The sequence below is a fragment of the Erwinia sp. B116 genome (assembly GCF_002865965.1).
Classification (GTDB): Bacteria; Pseudomonadota; Gammaproteobacteria; order Enterobacterales; family Enterobacteriaceae; genus Erwinia.
The window spans coordinates 26,752-44,176 of sequence record NZ_JRZZ01000001.1 but is presented as its reverse complement, the minus strand read 5'-3'; the positions used below and the strand labels follow the sequence as shown (position 1 = coordinate 44,176).

Sequence of the window (17,425 nt, the reverse complement as noted above, 5' to 3'; positions counted from 1 at the left end):
CCTCACTCTTCGTTGCATCGAGTTTTCCCGCAGGCGTCAGGTACAGGAGTTCAGCATGGCGAGCGTTTCCCTTAACGGCGTGTACAAGGCCTTTGATAAAACGGTGATCTCCAGCGACATCAACCTGGAGATTAAAGAAGGCGAGTTCGTGGTGTTTGTCGGCCCCTCCGGCTGCGGTAAGTCCACGCTGCTGCGCATGATTGCCGGCCTGGAGGACATTACCTCCGGTGAGTTGAAAATTGGCGACCGGCGTATGAACGAGGTACCGCCCGCCGGGCGCGGTATCGGCATGGTCTTCCAGTCCTATGCGTTGTATCCCCACCTGTCGGTGGCCGAGAACATGTCGTTCGGCCTGAAGCTGGCCGGGGCGAAGAAAGCCGACATCGCCCAGCGGGTGAATCAGGTCTCCGAGGTGCTACAGCTGGCGCACCTGCTCGAACGCCGCCCGAAAGCCCTGTCGGGTGGGCAGCGCCAGCGCGTGGCGATTGGCCGCACGCTGGTGGCGGAACCGACGGTTTTCCTGCTGGATGAACCGCTCTCCAACCTGGATGCCGCGCTGCGCGTGCAGATGCGCATTGAGATCTCGCGTCTGCATAAGCGCCTGAAGCGCACCATGATCTACGTGACCCACGACCAGGTCGAAGCGATGACGCTGGCCGACAAAATCGTGGTGCTCGACGCCGGGCATATCGCCCAGGTCGGCAAACCGCTTGAGCTGTATCACTACCCGGCAAACCGTTTTGTCGCCGGGTTTATCGGCTCGCCAAAGATGAATTTCCTGCCGGTCAAAGTCACCGGTGCGGAGCCGCAGCGCGTGCAGGTTGAGCTGCCCAACGGCCAGCGGGTCTGGCTGCCGGTCGAGGGCAGCGGCGTCATCGTCGGCAGCAACCTGTCGCTGGGCGTGCGCCCTGAACATCTGCTGCCGGGCGACGTCGCTGAGGTGACGCTGTCCGGTGAGGTCCAGGTGGTTGAGCAGCTGGGCAACGAAACCCAGATTCATATCCAAATTCCGGCCATCCGTCAGAACCTGGTCTACCGCCAGAATGACGTGGTGCTGGTAGAAGAAGGTGCAACATTCGCCATCGGTTTGCCGCCACACCGCTGCCATCTGTTCCGCGAAGACGGAACGGCATGTCGCCGGCTGCATCCCGAACCCGGCGTCTGAAAGCACGCGATCCCCCTACAGGAGAAAAAGATGACAACAATGCGTAAAGCTTCCCTGTCGCTGGCAGTGGCTGCGGGTATCCTCTCGACGCCCGCCCTGGCGGTTGATTTCACCGGCTATGCCCGTTCCGGGATTGGCTGGTCCGGCAGCGGCGGCGAGCAGCAGTGCTTCAAGGCCACCGGCGCCGACAGCAAATACCGTCTGGGCAACGAGTGTGAGACCTATGCCGAGTTAAAGCTGGGCCAGGAAGTGTGGAAAGAGGGGGATAAGAGCTTCTACTTCGATACCAACGTGGCCTACTCCGTCTCACAGCAGAACGACTGGGAGTCAACCGACCCGGCCTTCCGCGAAGCCAACGTAAAGGGGAAAAACCTGATCGACTGGCTGCCGGGCTCCACCATCTGGGCTGGTAAGCGCTTCTATCAGCGCCATGACGTGCATATGATCGACTTCTACTACTGGGATATCTCGGGCCCGGGCGCCGGTCTGGAAGATATCGACCTCGGCTTTGGTAAGCTGTCGCTGGCCGCAACGCGCAACACCGAGAGCGGCGGTTCGTTCGGCTATATCGCCGACCAGCGTAATGAAGTTGCCACCTCTAACGACGTGTTCGACGTGCGCCTGGCCGGGCTGAACACCAACCCGGGCGGCGTGCTGGAGCTGGGCGTCGATTACGGCCGGGCCAACGCGCGCGACGGCTACTCGCTGGCTGACGATGCCACCAAAGACGGCTGGTTGCTGACGGCGGAGCACACGCAGAGCATCTGGAACGGCTTTAACAAGTTTGTGGTGCAGTATGCCGCCGACGCGATGACCGATCCGGGGCAGGGCGCGGCGAACGGCCACGCCAACGGCTCGGCGATCAACAACAACGGCAGCATGGTGCGCGTGCTGGACCACGGTGCGATGGACTTCAACGACACCTGGAGCCTGATGTACGTCGGGATGTATCAGGACGTTGACCGTGACAACAACAACGGCACCACCTGGTACACCGTGGGTATGCGCCCGATGTACAAATGGACGCCGATCATGAGCACCCTGCTGGAGGTGGGCTACGACAACGTCAAGTCGCAGCGTACCGGCGACCGCAACGGTCAGTATAAAGTGACTCTGGCCCAGCAGTGGCAGGCGGGCAGCAGCATCTGGTCGCGCCCGGCTATCCGCGTGTTTGCCACCTATGCCAACTGGGACGAGAAGTGGGGCTACAACACCGATAGCGGTGCCGGCAACGGGTTAGCGATGAACGACACCAGCGCCCGTACCTTCAGCCGCGGCAATGACGATGAAGTCACCTTCGGCGCGCAGATGGAAGTGTGGTGGTAGCGTTTTACATGAGCTGAGACGTGCTGGCTGGTGGATTATCGGTGGATATCCGCCAGCCTTTATTGTGAGCAAAAGGAAACCACGATGAGAAAAAATCTGCTGTCGCTGTGTCTGTCGCTGAGCCTGATGGCGGCGTCGCCTGCCCTGGTGGCTGCCGCGCAGAATGATGTGAATACCGCACCGGCGATCGCCAGCCAGACCCTGCGCAACCTGTCATGGACGCCGCTGGTGCCGCCGGTGACGCAGGACGTCACGCTGGGAACCGCCAGCGCTGAAATTAATCAGGGGGATATCCAGGGCGCGGTGGCGGCCTTTGCCCTGCCTGCCGATCGGGGATCGCTGGAGATCACCCTGACCAGCATTGCCGCCGGCAAAACGCTGTATGCGCCGAATGTGTTAGTGCTGGATGAACAGATGCGCCCGGCGGCCTTTTACCCTTCAGGCTATTTCCCGTATCAGCAGCCGGGGATTGTCTCCAGCGACCGGCTGGAAGGCACCCTCAAGCTGACGCCGGCGCTGGGACAGAAGCAGATTTTCCTGCTGGTCTACACCACGCGTCAGGATCTGGCCGGCAGCACGCAGATGGTTAACCCGGCGAAAGCCTATGCGGCGGGCGTGGGTAACGCCGTGCCGGATATTCCCGATCCGGTGGCGCGCCATACGCCGACCGGCACGCTGAGCCTGAAGGTAACCGCCGAACAGAAAACCGGCAACGTGATGATTGGCCAGATCTTCCCGGCACCGGCCCCGGCAGCCGCACCGGTGGTGGTGGGCAGCAGCGTGCCTGCGGCGGCACCAGCACCAGCCCCGGTCAAACCGGATGCGCCGATGCTCGACGATTCCGAAAGCTACTTTAACGATGCGATCAGGAAAGCAGTGAAGGTGGGCGATGTCGATAAGGCGCTGAAGCTGCTGGATGAGGCGGAACGGCTTGGATCAAAAACCGCACGTAAAACGTTTATTGCCAGCGTGAAGTCGTGATCTGCGGGCTTTTACGTTGGTGGGTGAGTATCAGGGAGGCGCAGTGCGTTAGTCACATGGGGCGTGCCGGGTTTGCCGCTGGTGAACCCGGGGATCTGGCTCAGATATCGAGTGGCCGGGGAAGCGGTGGCCTTTGGCAGAACGGCGGCGTGTATGCTGGCCTATTATCCTCGCACGGTTATTTTCCGGCCAGCCGCCTGTTCAGGTCTTCGTAGATCTCGTCGCGTCTGTCGACGGCAACCACGGTAACCGTAACCCTGACGTTTCCCGCGTCATCAGAGGTGACGGTATACGCCAGCCGGAAGCCGTCGTTTCTCAGTTTGATTTTGTAGCAGTTATGCTGGAGAGAAAGCCGGTTGGCCGGCATCGTCAGCGCTTCATATGACGCCGCGCGCTTCTTCAGCACCTTGGCAAACTTCTCCCGGATAGACGGGTTCAGAGAGTCCCACTCTTTTTTGGCCAGCGCCTTAAACTTCAGGGTGGCCTTGAAGGTATCGGACATCAGAGATCGTCCCAGCTTACGTCGAGCTCGTCGTCTCCGGCTCTGTCCAGCGCTTTTTGCAGCAGCAGCGCATCGCTCACGTGCTCGAACATCAGCTCAAACATCGCCGGTGGCACGCAGTAAAACGCGGGTTTGTTGTGGTTGAGCACGGCAACGGGTTCGCCGTGCGACTCGTTCATAGCGGCCGTCGGGTTCTTTTTGAACTCGGTGATGGACGCGGTTTTTCTACTCAGAATGTTTTCGGTGATCATGCATCCTCCGGTCTGCGTATCAGACGTAAATAGCAGTACTGATGATAGTGCTTTTTTTAGGTCTTTAAAAGGTGCTTTTAAAAGCGCCTTTAATAGCACTATAAATAACGTTATCCAGTAAAGAATAATGTGAACAGCGACACGCTTGCTCCCTCGGGAGCCCTTAGCACACTGGGGCAGGCCGATGTTACAGGCTGCGGCAAGATTGTGCAGCGCAATAGCACTCAGATCGCGTAGAGACCTCATCCGTGGTGGGGGGGCCGCAAGAAACCGGTGGGCAGCCGGCTCTTCCTGAAATGGCGCTAAGAGCCAGCGCCTCAAAAGACGTTAAAGAGGTCGAATCAATCGCGGCCGCACTCATAGAATGACGCCGTAAAACAGCGATGGTGTGAGCCGTCGGCCCGGACCTGTCCGGCCGGGCTGGCGATGGAAATCACCCAGGCTGGTGGCTCTCAGCAACCAGATCTAACCGGATATTTTGTTTAATTAACAGCTTCCTGGCATCATCAGGGATGGCATCATCAGTGATCACCTGGTTGAAAGTATGCTCAATTGAAACAGGGTAGGGATGCACCAGGCCAAACTTGGAGGAGTCAGTTAATGCCACCGTGTGGGTGACTTTTCCCATCACCGCATTAACAACATCGCACCGCAACATATTTCGTCCGGTAAACCCTGTTTGCGGATGCCAGCCGTCGACGCCGATAAAGGCCTTGTGGAAGTGTAACTGCTGGATGCAATAGCGTGCTAACGGACCGACAACGGATTCACTGCTCTTCTGTAACTGGCCACCGATAATGATCACTTCACACTGGGAATCCCTTAACAGGTGAGCAATGTAATGGCTTACCGTAATGATGGTTAAGTTCGATCGGGTTGCCAGCGTTCTGGCCAGCAGGGCATTGGTGCTGCCTCCCTCAATGAACACGGATTCGCCATCAACAATTTGAGAAGCGGCAAACTCAGCGATTGACTGTTTCACGCTGTATCTTGTCCGCAGGCGCGAACTGACGTCATCACTGTCTGGCGTAACCGCCGAACCATGAATACGTTTCAGGAAGTTACTTTTTTCAAGCGTGTTCAGGTCCTGACGAATGGTGACTTCAGAAACGCCGGTTAGCTGAGACAGTTCGCTGACGCTGACGCTGCCTCTTTCATTGACTAACCGTATTATCTGTTCGTGTCTGTTGTTCATTTCAGTTCAGGCTTGCAGGGATAAGTACGTCGAGTCTAGCAGATTCATAGATAACAAGCAGTTGCCCTGTTCGTTATCGGACAGGGCAACTCTGCGATCGCGATCAGCTAAGCCCCAGGCTTCTTTTGCCGATGGCGTTTAAATCAGCCGTGGTGAAACGCGACTGCCAGTCCTGTTCGTAATTCTCGCGGGGGAAGTCTGCCGGCGACGCTCCTTTGTCCAGAGCATCGGCAACGCTTCGTGCATAAGCCAGGTTTTTCTCACACAGCGGTGCTGCAGGAATATACATCACATTGCCCCAGCCCTGCTGATCCTCGACCGGCGCAACGGAATGAATGATATCGCAATGCCACCAGACCGAGTCCCCGGCCTGTAATGCAGGAATTGAACACAGCCCTTCGACCAGGTCAGGATGCCACTGCGCTGAAATGGGCAGAACTTTACCCGGCCCAACGCCGCAGAGTTCATCTTCCGGCACATCCTTCAGTAAGGGGCGCAGAAGAACATACGCCATCGCCACCGGCACAGGGACGACGTGCAACAGGCCCTGACCGATCGCCATATCCGACAGCGCCGTCCATCCCTGGAACGTCCTGAAAACTGAGCATTTAGTCGTATTATCAACGTCATACTCATTTACTTCTGAACGGTAAGCCGCATCCCAGGGATCGTAATCGTCGAACTGACCGGTGAAGATTTTACGGAAGACCTTCTGATAAGCCGGGAGTAACCAGCGTTCCAGCGCGCCTGAGTCGGTATGCGCGCCAAGCCCCTTCGATGTGGTCCCCGGCAGGCGGCGACGGATACGGTCCGGATAAATGATGTTTACATCGGGATCGAACCAGTTAACCCCCGCAGATTCAAATTTCCACAGACGATTAAGAAAAGACTGCGTCAGCGCCATCGCGCTGCTTTGACGCGCCTCCATTTGCGCGTTTGACCAGTAAATGGGGTATATCTCCGGGCGGGAGGCCTCCAGACTGCCAAAGAATGCGTCGCCAGGGCCTTTGTACTGCGCATCGAAATTATTGCGCTCAAGATACTCAAGCATGGAGCGATCCCAGGCCAGGGCCTTACTCCGTTCAAAGTTCTGGCGAACCACAAGGCAGCCACGGCGTCTGATATGCTCAACGGCTTCCGGGCTCACTCTCTTTTCAGCGATATCAGCCCAGCTGACCTCTGGCCATGCCGTGCCATATTTTGCTTCATCGGCTTTTGCCGCTGCAATCTCCTGAATAATCCTGGTTTTTACTTTCTGGAACAACCCCTCAACGTCTCCGATCTGCTGGCGCAGCTGTTGTTTCATCAGACGGATACTGGCCTTGTGGTCTTCTGGCAATGTGGTCGATGTAAAAATGTTCATGGTAACTCCTCCGGATTAAGCTGCATCATTTTCCGAACGAACATCAAAAAACCTTCGTTCGTAAGTTTTGTTGCTTCGAATGCTAACAAGGATGCAACATGAAGGCGGTGATTCCCGTCACATTTTTGTTGCGAACTGAGGTATTGGAGGCCGGTTATCGGCTGTAGTAATCGGCTGGAAGGCTCTATGATGCTGATGCTGATGCTGATGCTGATGCTGATGCTGATGCTGATGCTGGTGCCGGAGCTGGGCCAGAATTCCTGCTGGGCTACATGACATGTCAGGGTCTGGCTGGTGGTGGGCGCGGGGAATATTAACGGGAGGCAGTAACCACTTCTTACCAATTAAGAGAACAACCGGAACTGAATCTGTCCGCACAGTAATGCGCTATTGTGCCGCGTAGTCTGGGATAACTGTGCGATGGCCTTCACCGGAGGGAACGGCGCTGACGCAAGGCTAGCCCCCGTGGAAGCACCCGCTGGTGCTCCGAGTAAGGTGGATAGCTTGATGCATTGTGTTCCGTTTAACGGAGGGAGGGGGAGGCATAATGTTATTTTTATTATCGACTAACAGGTATAGTTTTTATTTTTTGGCTCGGTGTGTTGATCCATAAAAATAATCTTCTATACCTGCTTATTCACTTGTCTGTTATATATTTTCTTTAGTCTTACTTTGCTAAGAAGTTGGCCATGTCATTCCGTTGGTAAATCTTTCATACCAGTATTTTCTGGTGAAATCATCCTGTTGGTCAAGTTCATAAACATAGCCCCGTAATTTTTCATTTAATGGAAATTTGTACTTGTACTGACAGATTGCAAGTGCGTTCTGTATACTAAAAAGTTCATCAATCAGCAGTTGACTTTCATCAAATGATAATTGGCTAATTTTTTGAATGATTTCGGTGCATCTTTTTTCATAATGCAAGAGATGTAACTCAATCGAACCGCGTAGATCTCGATATCGAATGAGATCTTCCTGCATTACTGGCCAAATATCCATGTTTATCCTCAAATTTATTTTTTCAGTGGTTGAATGTGGCCAATTTGGCCTGTAGTGGGATTATACACCATTTCAATGCCTCCGACTTCATATCTCATATATCCGGGGGCCCCTCTAGGGTCTTGCATGACTTTAGGGTTACTGTTGAGTATCTCCCTGGCCTGAAGGAACGGCGCTTTTCTACCTTGTTGCCACAAACGGTCGTAGTAACTTGTACTTATTTTTAGCCCGTCGGCTACGTAGAATCCATTTTCTAAAGTAATAGGCCTGCCATTAACATTCCCCTTTCTCGAACCTAAGACAATTGCACCCACTGCTAACATATTATGCACGGATGTTAATGTTGAATTAGATAATCCAAATTTATTTCTTGCCTCACTTATCCACTGGTTTTTTGCAAAAGTTTCACTATCAGTAATACTATCATTTACGGTGTAAGTGAATAACTGCTCTATGTAATTTTCAGTGTGCGCAGGGTAATTTCCATATCTGTTTTTTGATTTGCTCACCCAATAACCTGATAGAATACTATCTTCATATAATGTGATTGGATATTTTTTCATTAAGGTGTCATAAAAATCTCTCTCAACTGAGCTTAATGCTTCCTGATAGGTGCAATTTGTCTGGCGACATGATGCAGCCAATAGTTTTTCTTCAGATATCTTATCTCCTTTAGATAGTTCTTTTATGGCGATTAATTCATCTTGATGTAACTGTCGGTTAAACCTCTCTATTATCTCCGCTGCGTTGGCACCACTATTTACTCCGTTAGCCTGGTTAGTTGCCAGCGCTCCGGCCAAAGCCCCTGCTACACGGCTGATCTGTGCATCTCGTTCCCGCCAGCCTACAGTTTTAAAAAGATTGTCATTAATTATAATCCCAGCTAACTCTGCTGCCAGTGCTCCTGCTACCGCACCTTTAACATTTCCTTGGCCAATTTCAGCGGCAATGCCTGAGACAACCATATGTGACAAAGTCTTTCCAGGAATCCCTAATACTCCCCCGCGGTCTCCAACAAATTTCGCACCTTCAGCATTAATCTGACCGGCAACATTACTCAGCAATCCGCTTGTTAACTGATCTTTAAAACTGCCGCCATTGATTGTGGTATTCAGGCTTGAACTGAGGATGGATTGTCCTGCCACACGCTGGACTATTTTACCCCAGTCACCCTTACTCAGAAGTGGAAGCTTTGTGGACGATGCTGTGGCATTAATACCAAATACTGCCTGGTCAAAACCCGCCAGGGTTCCGCCAACCACCATTGAGGTCGCCAGAGATTTTACTGAAGATGAACTGCCTAACGCCTGCAGTGTCTTCGATAAGTTACCTTTGTTTTCGACCAGCGCGACGGCCGCCTGCGAGGTCAGCGCCGTCATACCGGCTGCTCCCACACCGTAAGCGGCAGCACCCGCAGTGGTTGCAGCAGCCGAGCCGCTGGCGGTAACCGCTGCTTCACCAGCCCAGGCGGCCAGCCCTGTGCCGGCGGTAACGGCCGCAACAGCTACGGCTATGATTGCTGACGCGACAGGATTCAGCGACTGGCTCTTGTAATCCCAGCTGTTGTAGGCGTCCTGCACTGGCTGCCACTGCACGTCTTTACGGGTGTTCAGTCCCTTCAGCCAGTCAGTGCCGGTGGTATTGCCGAGCAGCGTGACGGCTTCGTTCAGCGACTGTGCATTTTTTGTTTTGATATCGGCAGTGATACCGGTTGCCGCATTTACCGTCAGAATACCGCCGGTATAAACCGAGGGCATAATCCATCTGCTTTCTGTATACCCCTTATCTGCATTCTTAATCCAGAAACCTTTTGAATTGGTAATGCGCTGTTCAAAGGTGGTGTTCTTTACCGCTTCGAAAATCACTTTACCGTTGGTACTGGTCAGCGTGGCATTTTTACCGGCGTTGATTTTGCTGGCCTGGTAGGTGCTGTCATCACGGCTGAGCAGGTTTATATTGCCGTCAGCGGTAAACTCGGTGACCTTATTGGTTACCTTATGGCTGGTCTGCTTAATGGTGGTTTTTTTGCCGTACCATTTACGACTGGTGGTGGTTTTTTCGTAGCTGCTGGACTCTTCCATCGCCTGGGCATACAGGAAGCCCCCCTTCGCCGCCACGTCCATAGCGCCTTTCGCTATCAGCGAAGTCGCCTGGAAAAGAATGCTGCCGTTCGACAGCAGGGTAAGCACGCCGCCACTGTTCAGTTTACTGTTCTGCTGGGTGACCTCTTCGCTGTAGCCATCGCTACGCTCGCGGTAGATATGACTGGCCACCGCGTTAAACTCCATCTTGCCGCCGGAGCTCAGCGTCATATCACTACCGGAGGTAAACTCGGTGCCCGTTGCGATAAAGTTTTCGTTAGCTGCTGCCGTCAGTGCCTTACCGGCTTTCAGGCTGGCGGTCAGATTACGGTCATCCTTATTGTTGTCGTTCTGGCTGTCGATAGCTGACCAGGCCACTGCTGAAAGCAGCAGATCCTTACCGGCCATCAACGTGGCATTGCCTGTGGCAGCAAGTGATGCCCCCTGGGCGGTGATGTTCTGTGCGGCACTTAAAAGCAGATTGCCACTGGCGTTTACCGTACTTCGCAGTTCCGCAACACGGACGTTAGCAAACAGAGGGTCAAACTGTTCTCCTAATGGCCTTACGCTGAGGTCGACACTTTTACCGGCCAGCAAGGTGATATCCTTGCCGGCTTTAATATTGACGCCGCGAAGTGCAAGGTCGCCACCGCTGTTGATCAACACGGAATCAGTGACGTTGATGGCCCCTGCGGTGAGTAATTTATTGAAGTACTCTTGTGCCTTAGTCGCTGGCAGTGTTTCCATTGGCCGCGCGCGTTGCAAAATTGCATCATCACGGACTAACGAAATATTTCCCGCAGAGGTCATTGAAATATTTCGCCCCTGGGTAGACAACAACGCATTGTTCAAAGTAATTGACTTACCGGCACTCAGGGTCAGATCGCGGGATGCATCCAGGTTGGTCTGCCAGCGCGTTCCGTCAGTGCGGAAATAAGACGGACTGCTGCTGGTGGCTGATTTAATATCCCCCTCACGGCTGATAAGCGTGATATCCTGCGCTTTCAGGTTGCTTTGCAGCAGGTCAATATTGCTCCCGGCAGCGAGGGAAATGGCCCCTCCGGCGGTCCAGGTAGATTCCTTGACACTGGCTTTATCGCCTGCAATCAGGGTGATATCGCCGGTCGCTTTTAATCCTTCACTCAGCGTGATATTTTTGCTATTCAGTAAGATATTGTTGGCTGAAAACACTACAGGGTTTTCAATCGATGTAATGTCGCTAACCGATGCTGGGTTATAATTTGTATTACTTTTGCTGATGATTGAATTATTGAAATCTGCGGTGAGATTGCCGCCAGCCTGCAGCAGTGATGACCTGTTTGCTGTTGCTGACCAGCTACCCTCTTTTCCTTTCTGGCTGTAAATAAGGAGAAAGTATGCATTAGCAGGATCATCTTTAAAGTATGAACTGCGGGGATCTGTTGGGTTGTAATGGTAAAGTGGGGGTTCAGGATTTGTTATACGTTCGAAATTAGCGTATTCGTTATAAGTCCCGGTTGATTCTGTAATAACTTCAAGATTGCCTCCAGTAATAATAAGGTCTTTCCCGGATTTTATCTCACTGGCGCGATTGCGAAGTTCTGATGCATTGATATATGCATTGCTGCCTGCGCTGATTTCTGCTGGTTTGTTGTCAGAAATAACAGACCATGTTTCCCTGTCGCTGTTAACTGCCAGAGATTTTTTGAAATCAATGTGACCTACCCATTTAAAACTCTTGTCATCAATGTCAGCAGTGTAATCGAATCCCACAAAATCCGTAGGGTGATTATAGAAACCAGCTCCCGCGTAGCGGTCAAAGTCCTTGTTATCTTTAGGCGCTGTAGCCATGGCAACAACTAACTTATGTCGGTCGTTATCCAGCCTGTTGGTTCGGATGATCAAATCACCGGTCGTCGTTTTGATCGTTCCGGAAAGATTGGTCAGATAGGTGGATTTATTTCCCGTCGCATCCTTCTGTATCCACAGATTTTTTCCTGCCTGAATCAGTGTTTTCTCGCCGGTGGTTCGCGCTTCGTCGCTGAAGATGCGCATATCTTCGGCGCTGCTGAACTGTCCTTCATTTGCCAGCCGGGGGCTGTCCACTGTGATATCTCTTCCAGCCTTGATGCTGCTGGCTGAAGAGATTTGCAGTTCCTTAGCCGTGATGTTGAGATCGGTTTTAACCTGGGCTGAGCCAGTGAAGGCCACCAGACCTTTGACGCTCAGGCTGATGTCTTTCTGGTTAGTGGTCAGATCGCGAAGGTTGACGCCCACGCCCTCTTCAGTCGCCACGAGACGGATCTTACCGGCGTACATGCCGCCCAGCGCTTTGGTGTCCACGGCCAGCTGCGGTTTGGTTCCTTCACCACTGACTGGCTTCAGGGTGCCATCCACGTAGCTGATGCGGTTAGCGCCCTGCGTCAGGGACAGGGTCTTTGCGTTTATTTTGCCGTTCATCTCAGTCGCACGGCTGATGATGTCGACGTAATCCGCGTTATTGCCGTCCAACCCCTTGCTGCCGATAACGACGCTGCCCTTTTTAACCTCCAGCGCTTCCATTGTGCCATCTTTACCCATGACCGGCTTGCCGGTGGTCAGCGTTACGGCGGGGGTATTAATAAACCCGCAGCCGTCACAGGTAATACCGTTCGGGTTGGCGATCATTACGTTCGCCTTGCTGCCAAACACCTCCAGCTTACCGTTCAGCTCCGATCGGCTGGCACCGGTCACTTCGTTAATAATCAGCTCTGCCGCTTTACCTTTAAGATTCGGGTTAGCGTTCAGCTGACCGGCCAGCTGAGACTTGCCCGCCGCCGTGGCGTTGTTCAGCACCGCGCCTGGCGTAGCGACATTAAAATCTTTGTAGGTGTTGTGCGAAATCCCGGCCCCGTTGGGGGGGGCTATATTCACCACCGGTACCGTGCCGGACTGCACCTGCGTACCGCTGACCGCGGCGGTAATGCCTGCCGCAATCGCCGGGTTCAGCGGCTGCAGCGCCGTCAGGTAAATCAGCAGATAGCTGGCCCCCCGGGCCAGCGGATTATTGAGTTTGTCCATCGTCATTCCCTCGAAGGATGTTAAAAAGAGCACGTTGCGGTGCCCGGCTGTGTGCTGTTGCTAAAACGTGATGCCGGCCTGCCACCACGCCACCCAGGCGTCCGGCTGCAGGCTGTCCGGCGATAAAAGGGGCTTGCCCACAGTGACCGACTGGCTGAACAGACCGCCGCTGAGGCCGAGGCCCAGCGCCGCACCGGCCACGCTGCCGCCTTCCACCCGTTCGGCTTCCTTCTGCACCCGGCCGATATCCAGCGCACCGGTCAGCGACAGGCCGCCGAAGCTTGCAGAGCTGGCAATCTGCCAGGTGAGCTCATTGCGCCAGTAGGCTCCGCGGTTGCCGGTGAGGTACTGCTCCTTAAAGCCGCGCACCGAGTACTGGCCGCCGACGGAGATCCGCTCGCTGGCCCAAAGGTTGTCCGGCGTGGTCTGGCCGTAGAAAGAGGTCAGATACCAAACGGAGGAGGAAAGCGGCAGGAAGTAGCTGGCGCTGAGGCTGTATTTGCGAAAGCCGCTGCGGGGCAGCCCTGGCCGATCGGGTGCGTCCGGCGTGGCACCCAGCACATGCAGGCCGTGGCTGAGCGACGGGCTTAATGTGAGCCACCCCCCGCCCGCGCTGCGGCTGTAGTTGAGGGTGCCGCTCAGGCCGGTTATGGTCGGGCTGCTGACGCTGAGTTTTTCTCCGGCCAGCCTGTTTTCGCTGCGCCTGCGGCTCAGCGCGGTTTCAAACGCCAGCTTCTGTCTGCCGTCACGCAGCAGGGTGCGGCCAACGGAGAAACGCTGGCTGAGAGCGCTGCCGGCATAGCGGTAGCTGGCCTGCTGCAGTGGGATCTGCTGATAGAAATCGTTCCAGCCGGTCTGCCCGCTCAGCAGCCAGTATCCGTAAGGGATGCTGACGCTGCCGGTCAGGCTGCGGCTGCGCCGGTCGTGTCGGAACTCGCCGTCGCGCGAGGCGGAAAACTGCCACAGGTCGGCCAGATGCAGCGGGTTTTCAACGGTCAGTGAGGCGGCCAGCTGTGCCGTACCGGTACTCTTCTGCCCGCTGTTGTCGGCGCTCACGCTGACACCGACGGATGATTTTTTATCTGCCGGCACCAGTACCACGCGGGAATAGCCCGGAAGCGTGCCCGGCTGAATATCAATGGTCACCTGCGCTGAACGCAGCCGGTTAAGCTGCTCAAGCCCCTGTTCCAGGTCCCGCAGGTTCAGCACCTGTTCCGCTCCTGCCGGCATCGCCATTCTTACCGCCAGCGGCGTGTCACCGTTAAGCGTGACGGACTCGATACGTCCTTCGCTGACGGCGATGATGAGCTCCCCGCCTGAAATATCCTGTTCTGGGAGCCAGGCCTGCGAGGTGATATAGCCTCTTTCCAGGTAAGCAGCGGTAGTTTCCCGTATCAGCGTGTTGATTTGCGCCAGAGTCAGGCAGCGGTTCTGCCAGGAGCGGGCAAGCGCAGCCTGCACGCCGGCCGGCAGATGAGCTGACTGACGGAAACGAATCTGCTTTACCGGATGGCAGGCATCACCGGCGTTAGCCTGTGATGAAGACGTTACGACAGGAAGATCCGTCTGGTTCTGCAGCGACTCACGCAGCGCCTTCGCCTGTTCGAGCAGGGCTCTTTGACGGTTTTCAATAATGCTCTGATCGGCGGGGCTGAGCGTCTGAACGGCGGCCTCAGTCGCGGGGGCAAGGCAGGATAAAATCAGGAGCACGGCTGCTCCGGCACAACGTTCCCTGTTGATACACACAGCAATCTCTCTTACGATTTGCTTAAAATTTGAGCAAATTATAAATACATACAAATTTAAGTCCAGTCTTATTTACTGGCTTCTATCCTCCTGTTTTAAATGATCTTGATGGCGTATTTTTTGTAGGGGATACGATGGGTTGTTAAGGTCGATGCTCGTTTTTAACGTAAGGATGGTTCATGGCAGTTCACAGCTTATAATGTCCCCAAACGCTTTGACCGAAACAACGTTGTTTGAAAAGGGTTCGTTTTACCTCTGGCAGGGCAGCGTACGAGCAGCGATAAATCAGCCTCCATTAAACCCGAAACCCCGATGGGCGGACTTAACGGCGCGTGCGACGTTAAGGGCGTGATTTCCGGGGTCTTGACCACAACTCCAGAGTCCGTCAGCGGTCATCCATTTTCTCAGCGTTTCTGTCGAAATGGTAATGCCATGGCGTTCAGTGAGCTTCTCGGCTGCCAGAGAGTCGGTCCCAAATCGCTGTAGTTTTCTCGCAGCAGCGTCAGAATTTTGAACCGCAGTTCATCCGGAGCACGATTATTTGCGGGTCTGCCGCGTTTCAGGGATGACAGTCCCGCAGCGCCAGACTCACGAAAGCGGTTCATTAACCGCTGTGTCTGACGTTCGGTCAGAGCAAGCTGATGAGCAGCATCACGACGGCGCATGCGCTTTTCAACAACTGACTGAATGAGGTTGATCCGACTGAGTTCTTTATCTGACATGGTCACAAGCATCCTGATGTCTCCATGGCCTGAGGATTGGATCCTTTATGCCATAAAAAGTGACATCTCTAAATGGGTTAAAAGTGACATTAGAATATTGCAGTTACACACCCTGTCTGGCCTGTTTTCAGAGGTCCGCTTTGTAGCTAAATTAAGACGTCCGCATGTGGGTCAGGTTTCAGCTCTGGCCGAAGATTTCCTTGCTCCTTGTCTGAAGTTGCTGCAGGGCTTCCAGCATGTCGTTCTGATTTAGACTTCGCTGTGATTTCTTGCCGGGTTGTTTCTTTCTGCGTGAGGTATGGCCGTCCAGTGATGGCAGGGCCTGTGAGCGGGTGTTGTCCCGCTTGTCCTGAACCAGCTTTATCATCTCCAGAGTACGTCCCAGGCGCTTGTTGTCGACGATGGCACCCTGGTCAAGTTCTCCCAGCCGGTCGTAAGTGATGAAGGGCAGGGAAGTACCATTGGCCCGGAGCTCAATAGTGCCGTCCGGATACTGCCAGACATCGATGTATTTCCCCTGAAAACGCCGGTTTCCTTCATTATCCTCAAGTAGATAAAGCTTTTTATCATACTGTAAAGTCAGGTTTTTTGAGACCTTACGCTGTTCACGCCAGGTAAATGTCGCCTGCAGGTTTTCGCCATTCTCCAGCGGGCGATGTACGTCAAAATCGTGCCGGGGCAGCTTTGCGAAGCGGCGGTTGTAATCTGCCATAAACTCATCAGCAAAGGCGTTGGGAGCTTCAGGAGTACTGATACCGCGCAACCGCAGCTCCTTGACCAGGCGGTCCTGTAATGTCAGGTGAGCCCGCTCAACGCGGCCCTTGGCTGAACTCGTATTGGCGCAGATACCGGTAATGTTCAGCTCGTTCATTGCACGGCCAAACTGGGTCTGGCCATCGCCGCCGGTAGCCTGTTTGTTGTTGATCCTGAAGACACTGGCCTTGTCGCTGTAGAACGCCAGAGGCTTGCCGTATCGCTCCAGATAACCGCGAGTGGCTTCAAAATAGGTGAAAGTAGACTCAGAACTGACGAACAGAAGCTGCATCAGCCGGCTGGTTGCATCATCGACATAAACAAGGAGCGTACAGGCCGGGCCACGATCCTCGAACCAGCGATGGTCACTGCCATCAATCTGTATCAGCTCACCAGTACAGGCGCGTCGTGGGCGAGGCTGATGGACACGCGACGGTCGTAGCTTACGGGGGGATCCATAAACCGGCCCGGGTCATCAGCTTACGCACGGTCTCTTTAGCAAGGTACAAATCATGAACTTCAGCGAGCTTTTCGCAGGCTAATGTCGGACCAAAATCAGCGTAACGTTCACGAATGATGCGCAATGCACGTTCGGCGAGGCCTGGCATCAGTTGTCGGTTCCCGGGCTGGCCACGACGGCGGTTAACAAGATAAAGCGGTCCGTGTTCACAGTAGCGTTCAAGCAATCGGCGGCAGTGCCTGTCAGAGATCTCCAGCCGGCTGGCTGCAAGGCGTGTTGTCAGACGCCGGTCAATCACGTCCTGAAGGATCCTGAGTCGGTTCACATCGTTCATCGAGAAAAACTCCGTTCCGTATGCCGTCATGAGTCTCATCCTTTGAAAGCAGCGATCGCTGTGGTGAGACTGTAGCGCGGACATGTCTATTTGGTCAGAGGCGGACATCTGAATTTAGCTACTACATGGTTGATACGCATAATACTAATTATGTTAAATCAAGGGATGACGTGCTCACATATTGTGTTGATTTATAATAAATTCTGATTCCAGATGCTCTCAATGCAGGTGCGTAATTTATGATATGATACCCTTCCGTGAGAAATTTATGATGAAATCAGAAGACACCCTTGACTGGTATCCGGCACAGTTGCCTCCGGTTAAAATAATCCTTGGTGAAGCCGTACTCGCCGTAGGAAGACAGGGAAGGCCTATCAATACCCGAACTTTGCTTGAATACTTGCAGGTGATGCAAGGCAAACAAAAAAGAAGAGATGATAAAGTCGCGATGAAAACTGCAATTGATGTTCTCAGGGACAATCAGCGCATTAACGGCAGATGTTAATGC

At 54.0% G+C, this 17,425-nt stretch carries 11 protein-coding genes and 2 pseudogenes; 4 read left to right on the top strand and 9 right to left on the bottom strand.

Going from position 1 to position 17,425, the window contains the following annotated elements; all coding sequences use genetic code 11:
* Positions 1 to 55: 55 nt before the first annotated feature.
* The 3 genes from malK to malM all read left to right on the top strand — a co-directional run bounded on the left by malK (position 56) and on the right by malM (position 3,472).
* Positions 56 to 1,165, top strand: a complete 1,110-nt coding sequence (gene malK, locus NV64_RS00155) for a maltose/maltodextrin ABC transporter ATP-binding protein MalK (RefSeq protein ID WP_101505018.1) — start codon at positions 56 to 58, stop codon at positions 1,163 to 1,165.
* Between the two features lie 30 nt (positions 1,166 to 1,195).
* The gene (locus NV64_RS00150; RefSeq protein WP_101505017.1) at positions 1,196 to 2,491 is read left to right on the top strand and encodes a maltoporin; all 1,296 of its coding nucleotides are present in this window, start codon (positions 1,196 to 1,198) and stop codon (positions 2,489 to 2,491) included.
* Between the two features lie 84 nt (positions 2,492 to 2,575).
* The gene (gene malM / locus NV64_RS00145) at positions 2,576 to 3,472 is read left to right on the top strand and encodes a maltose operon protein MalM (RefSeq protein WP_056237210.1); all 897 of its coding nucleotides are present in this window, start codon (positions 2,576 to 2,578) and stop codon (positions 3,470 to 3,472) included.
* A 178-nt stretch (positions 3,473 to 3,650) separates the two neighbouring features.
* On the opposite strand, the gene NV64_RS00140 is transcribed toward malM, so the two are convergent.
* The 9 genes and pseudogenes from NV64_RS00140 to NV64_RS00100 form a co-directional block, all read right to left on the bottom strand.
* Positions 3,651 to 3,974 carry a type II toxin-antitoxin system RelE/ParE family toxin gene (locus tag NV64_RS00140; RefSeq protein ID WP_056237207.1) on the bottom strand — a complete coding sequence of 108 codons (324 nt, stop codon included), beginning with the start codon at positions 3,972 to 3,974 and terminating at the stop codon, positions 3,651 to 3,653.
* Positions 3,974 to 4,225, bottom strand: a complete 252-nt coding sequence (locus NV64_RS00135; RefSeq protein ID WP_056237204.1) for a type II toxin-antitoxin system Phd/YefM family antitoxin — start codon at positions 4,223 to 4,225, stop codon at positions 3,974 to 3,976. Before NV64_RS00135 ends, NV64_RS00140 begins: the two co-directional genes overlap by 1 nt.
* Positions 4,226 to 4,658: 433 nt before the next feature.
* On the bottom strand, positions 4,659 to 5,420 hold the full coding sequence (locus NV64_RS00130; protein ID WP_101505016.1) for a DNA-binding transcriptional regulator YciT: 762 nt from the start codon (positions 5,418 to 5,420) through the stop codon (positions 4,659 to 4,661).
* A gap of 103 nt (positions 5,421 to 5,523) precedes the next feature.
* Complete coding sequence (locus tag NV64_RS00125; protein ID WP_101505015.1) at positions 5,524 to 6,783, bottom strand: DUF1479 domain-containing protein; 1,260 nt, start codon at positions 6,781 to 6,783, stop codon at positions 5,524 to 5,526.
* 675 nt (positions 6,784 to 7,458) lie between these two features.
* Complete coding sequence (locus NV64_RS23035; RefSeq protein ID WP_146005427.1) at positions 7,459 to 7,782, bottom strand: hypothetical protein; 324 nt, start codon at positions 7,780 to 7,782, stop codon at positions 7,459 to 7,461.
* Between the two features lie 14 nt (positions 7,783 to 7,796).
* On the bottom strand, positions 7,797 to 12,902 hold the full coding sequence (locus tag NV64_RS00115) for a DUF637 domain-containing protein (protein ID WP_158239866.1): 5,106 nt from the start codon (positions 12,900 to 12,902) through the stop codon (positions 7,797 to 7,799).
* Between the two features lie 60 nt (positions 12,903 to 12,962).
* A complete protein-coding gene (locus NV64_RS00110; protein ID WP_146005425.1) occupies positions 12,963 to 14,612 on the bottom strand; it encodes a ShlB/FhaC/HecB family hemolysin secretion/activation protein in 1,650 nt (549 codons plus the stop codon).
* A 345-nt stretch (positions 14,613 to 14,957) separates the two neighbouring features.
* A pseudogene (locus NV64_RS00105) lies at positions 14,958 to 15,370 on the bottom strand (helix-turn-helix domain-containing protein); the annotation flags it as partial.
* Between the two features lie 178 nt (positions 15,371 to 15,548).
* Positions 15,549 to 16,947 (bottom strand): annotated as a pseudogene (locus NV64_RS00100) (ISNCY family transposase).
* A gap of 241 nt (positions 16,948 to 17,188) precedes the next feature.
* On the opposite strand from NV64_RS00100, the gene NV64_RS00095 reads away from it, so the two are divergent.
* Positions 17,189 to 17,422, top strand: a complete 234-nt coding sequence (locus tag NV64_RS00095; RefSeq protein ID WP_101505155.1) for a hypothetical protein — start codon at positions 17,189 to 17,191, stop codon at positions 17,420 to 17,422.
* Positions 17,423 to 17,425 lie beyond the last annotated feature (3 nt).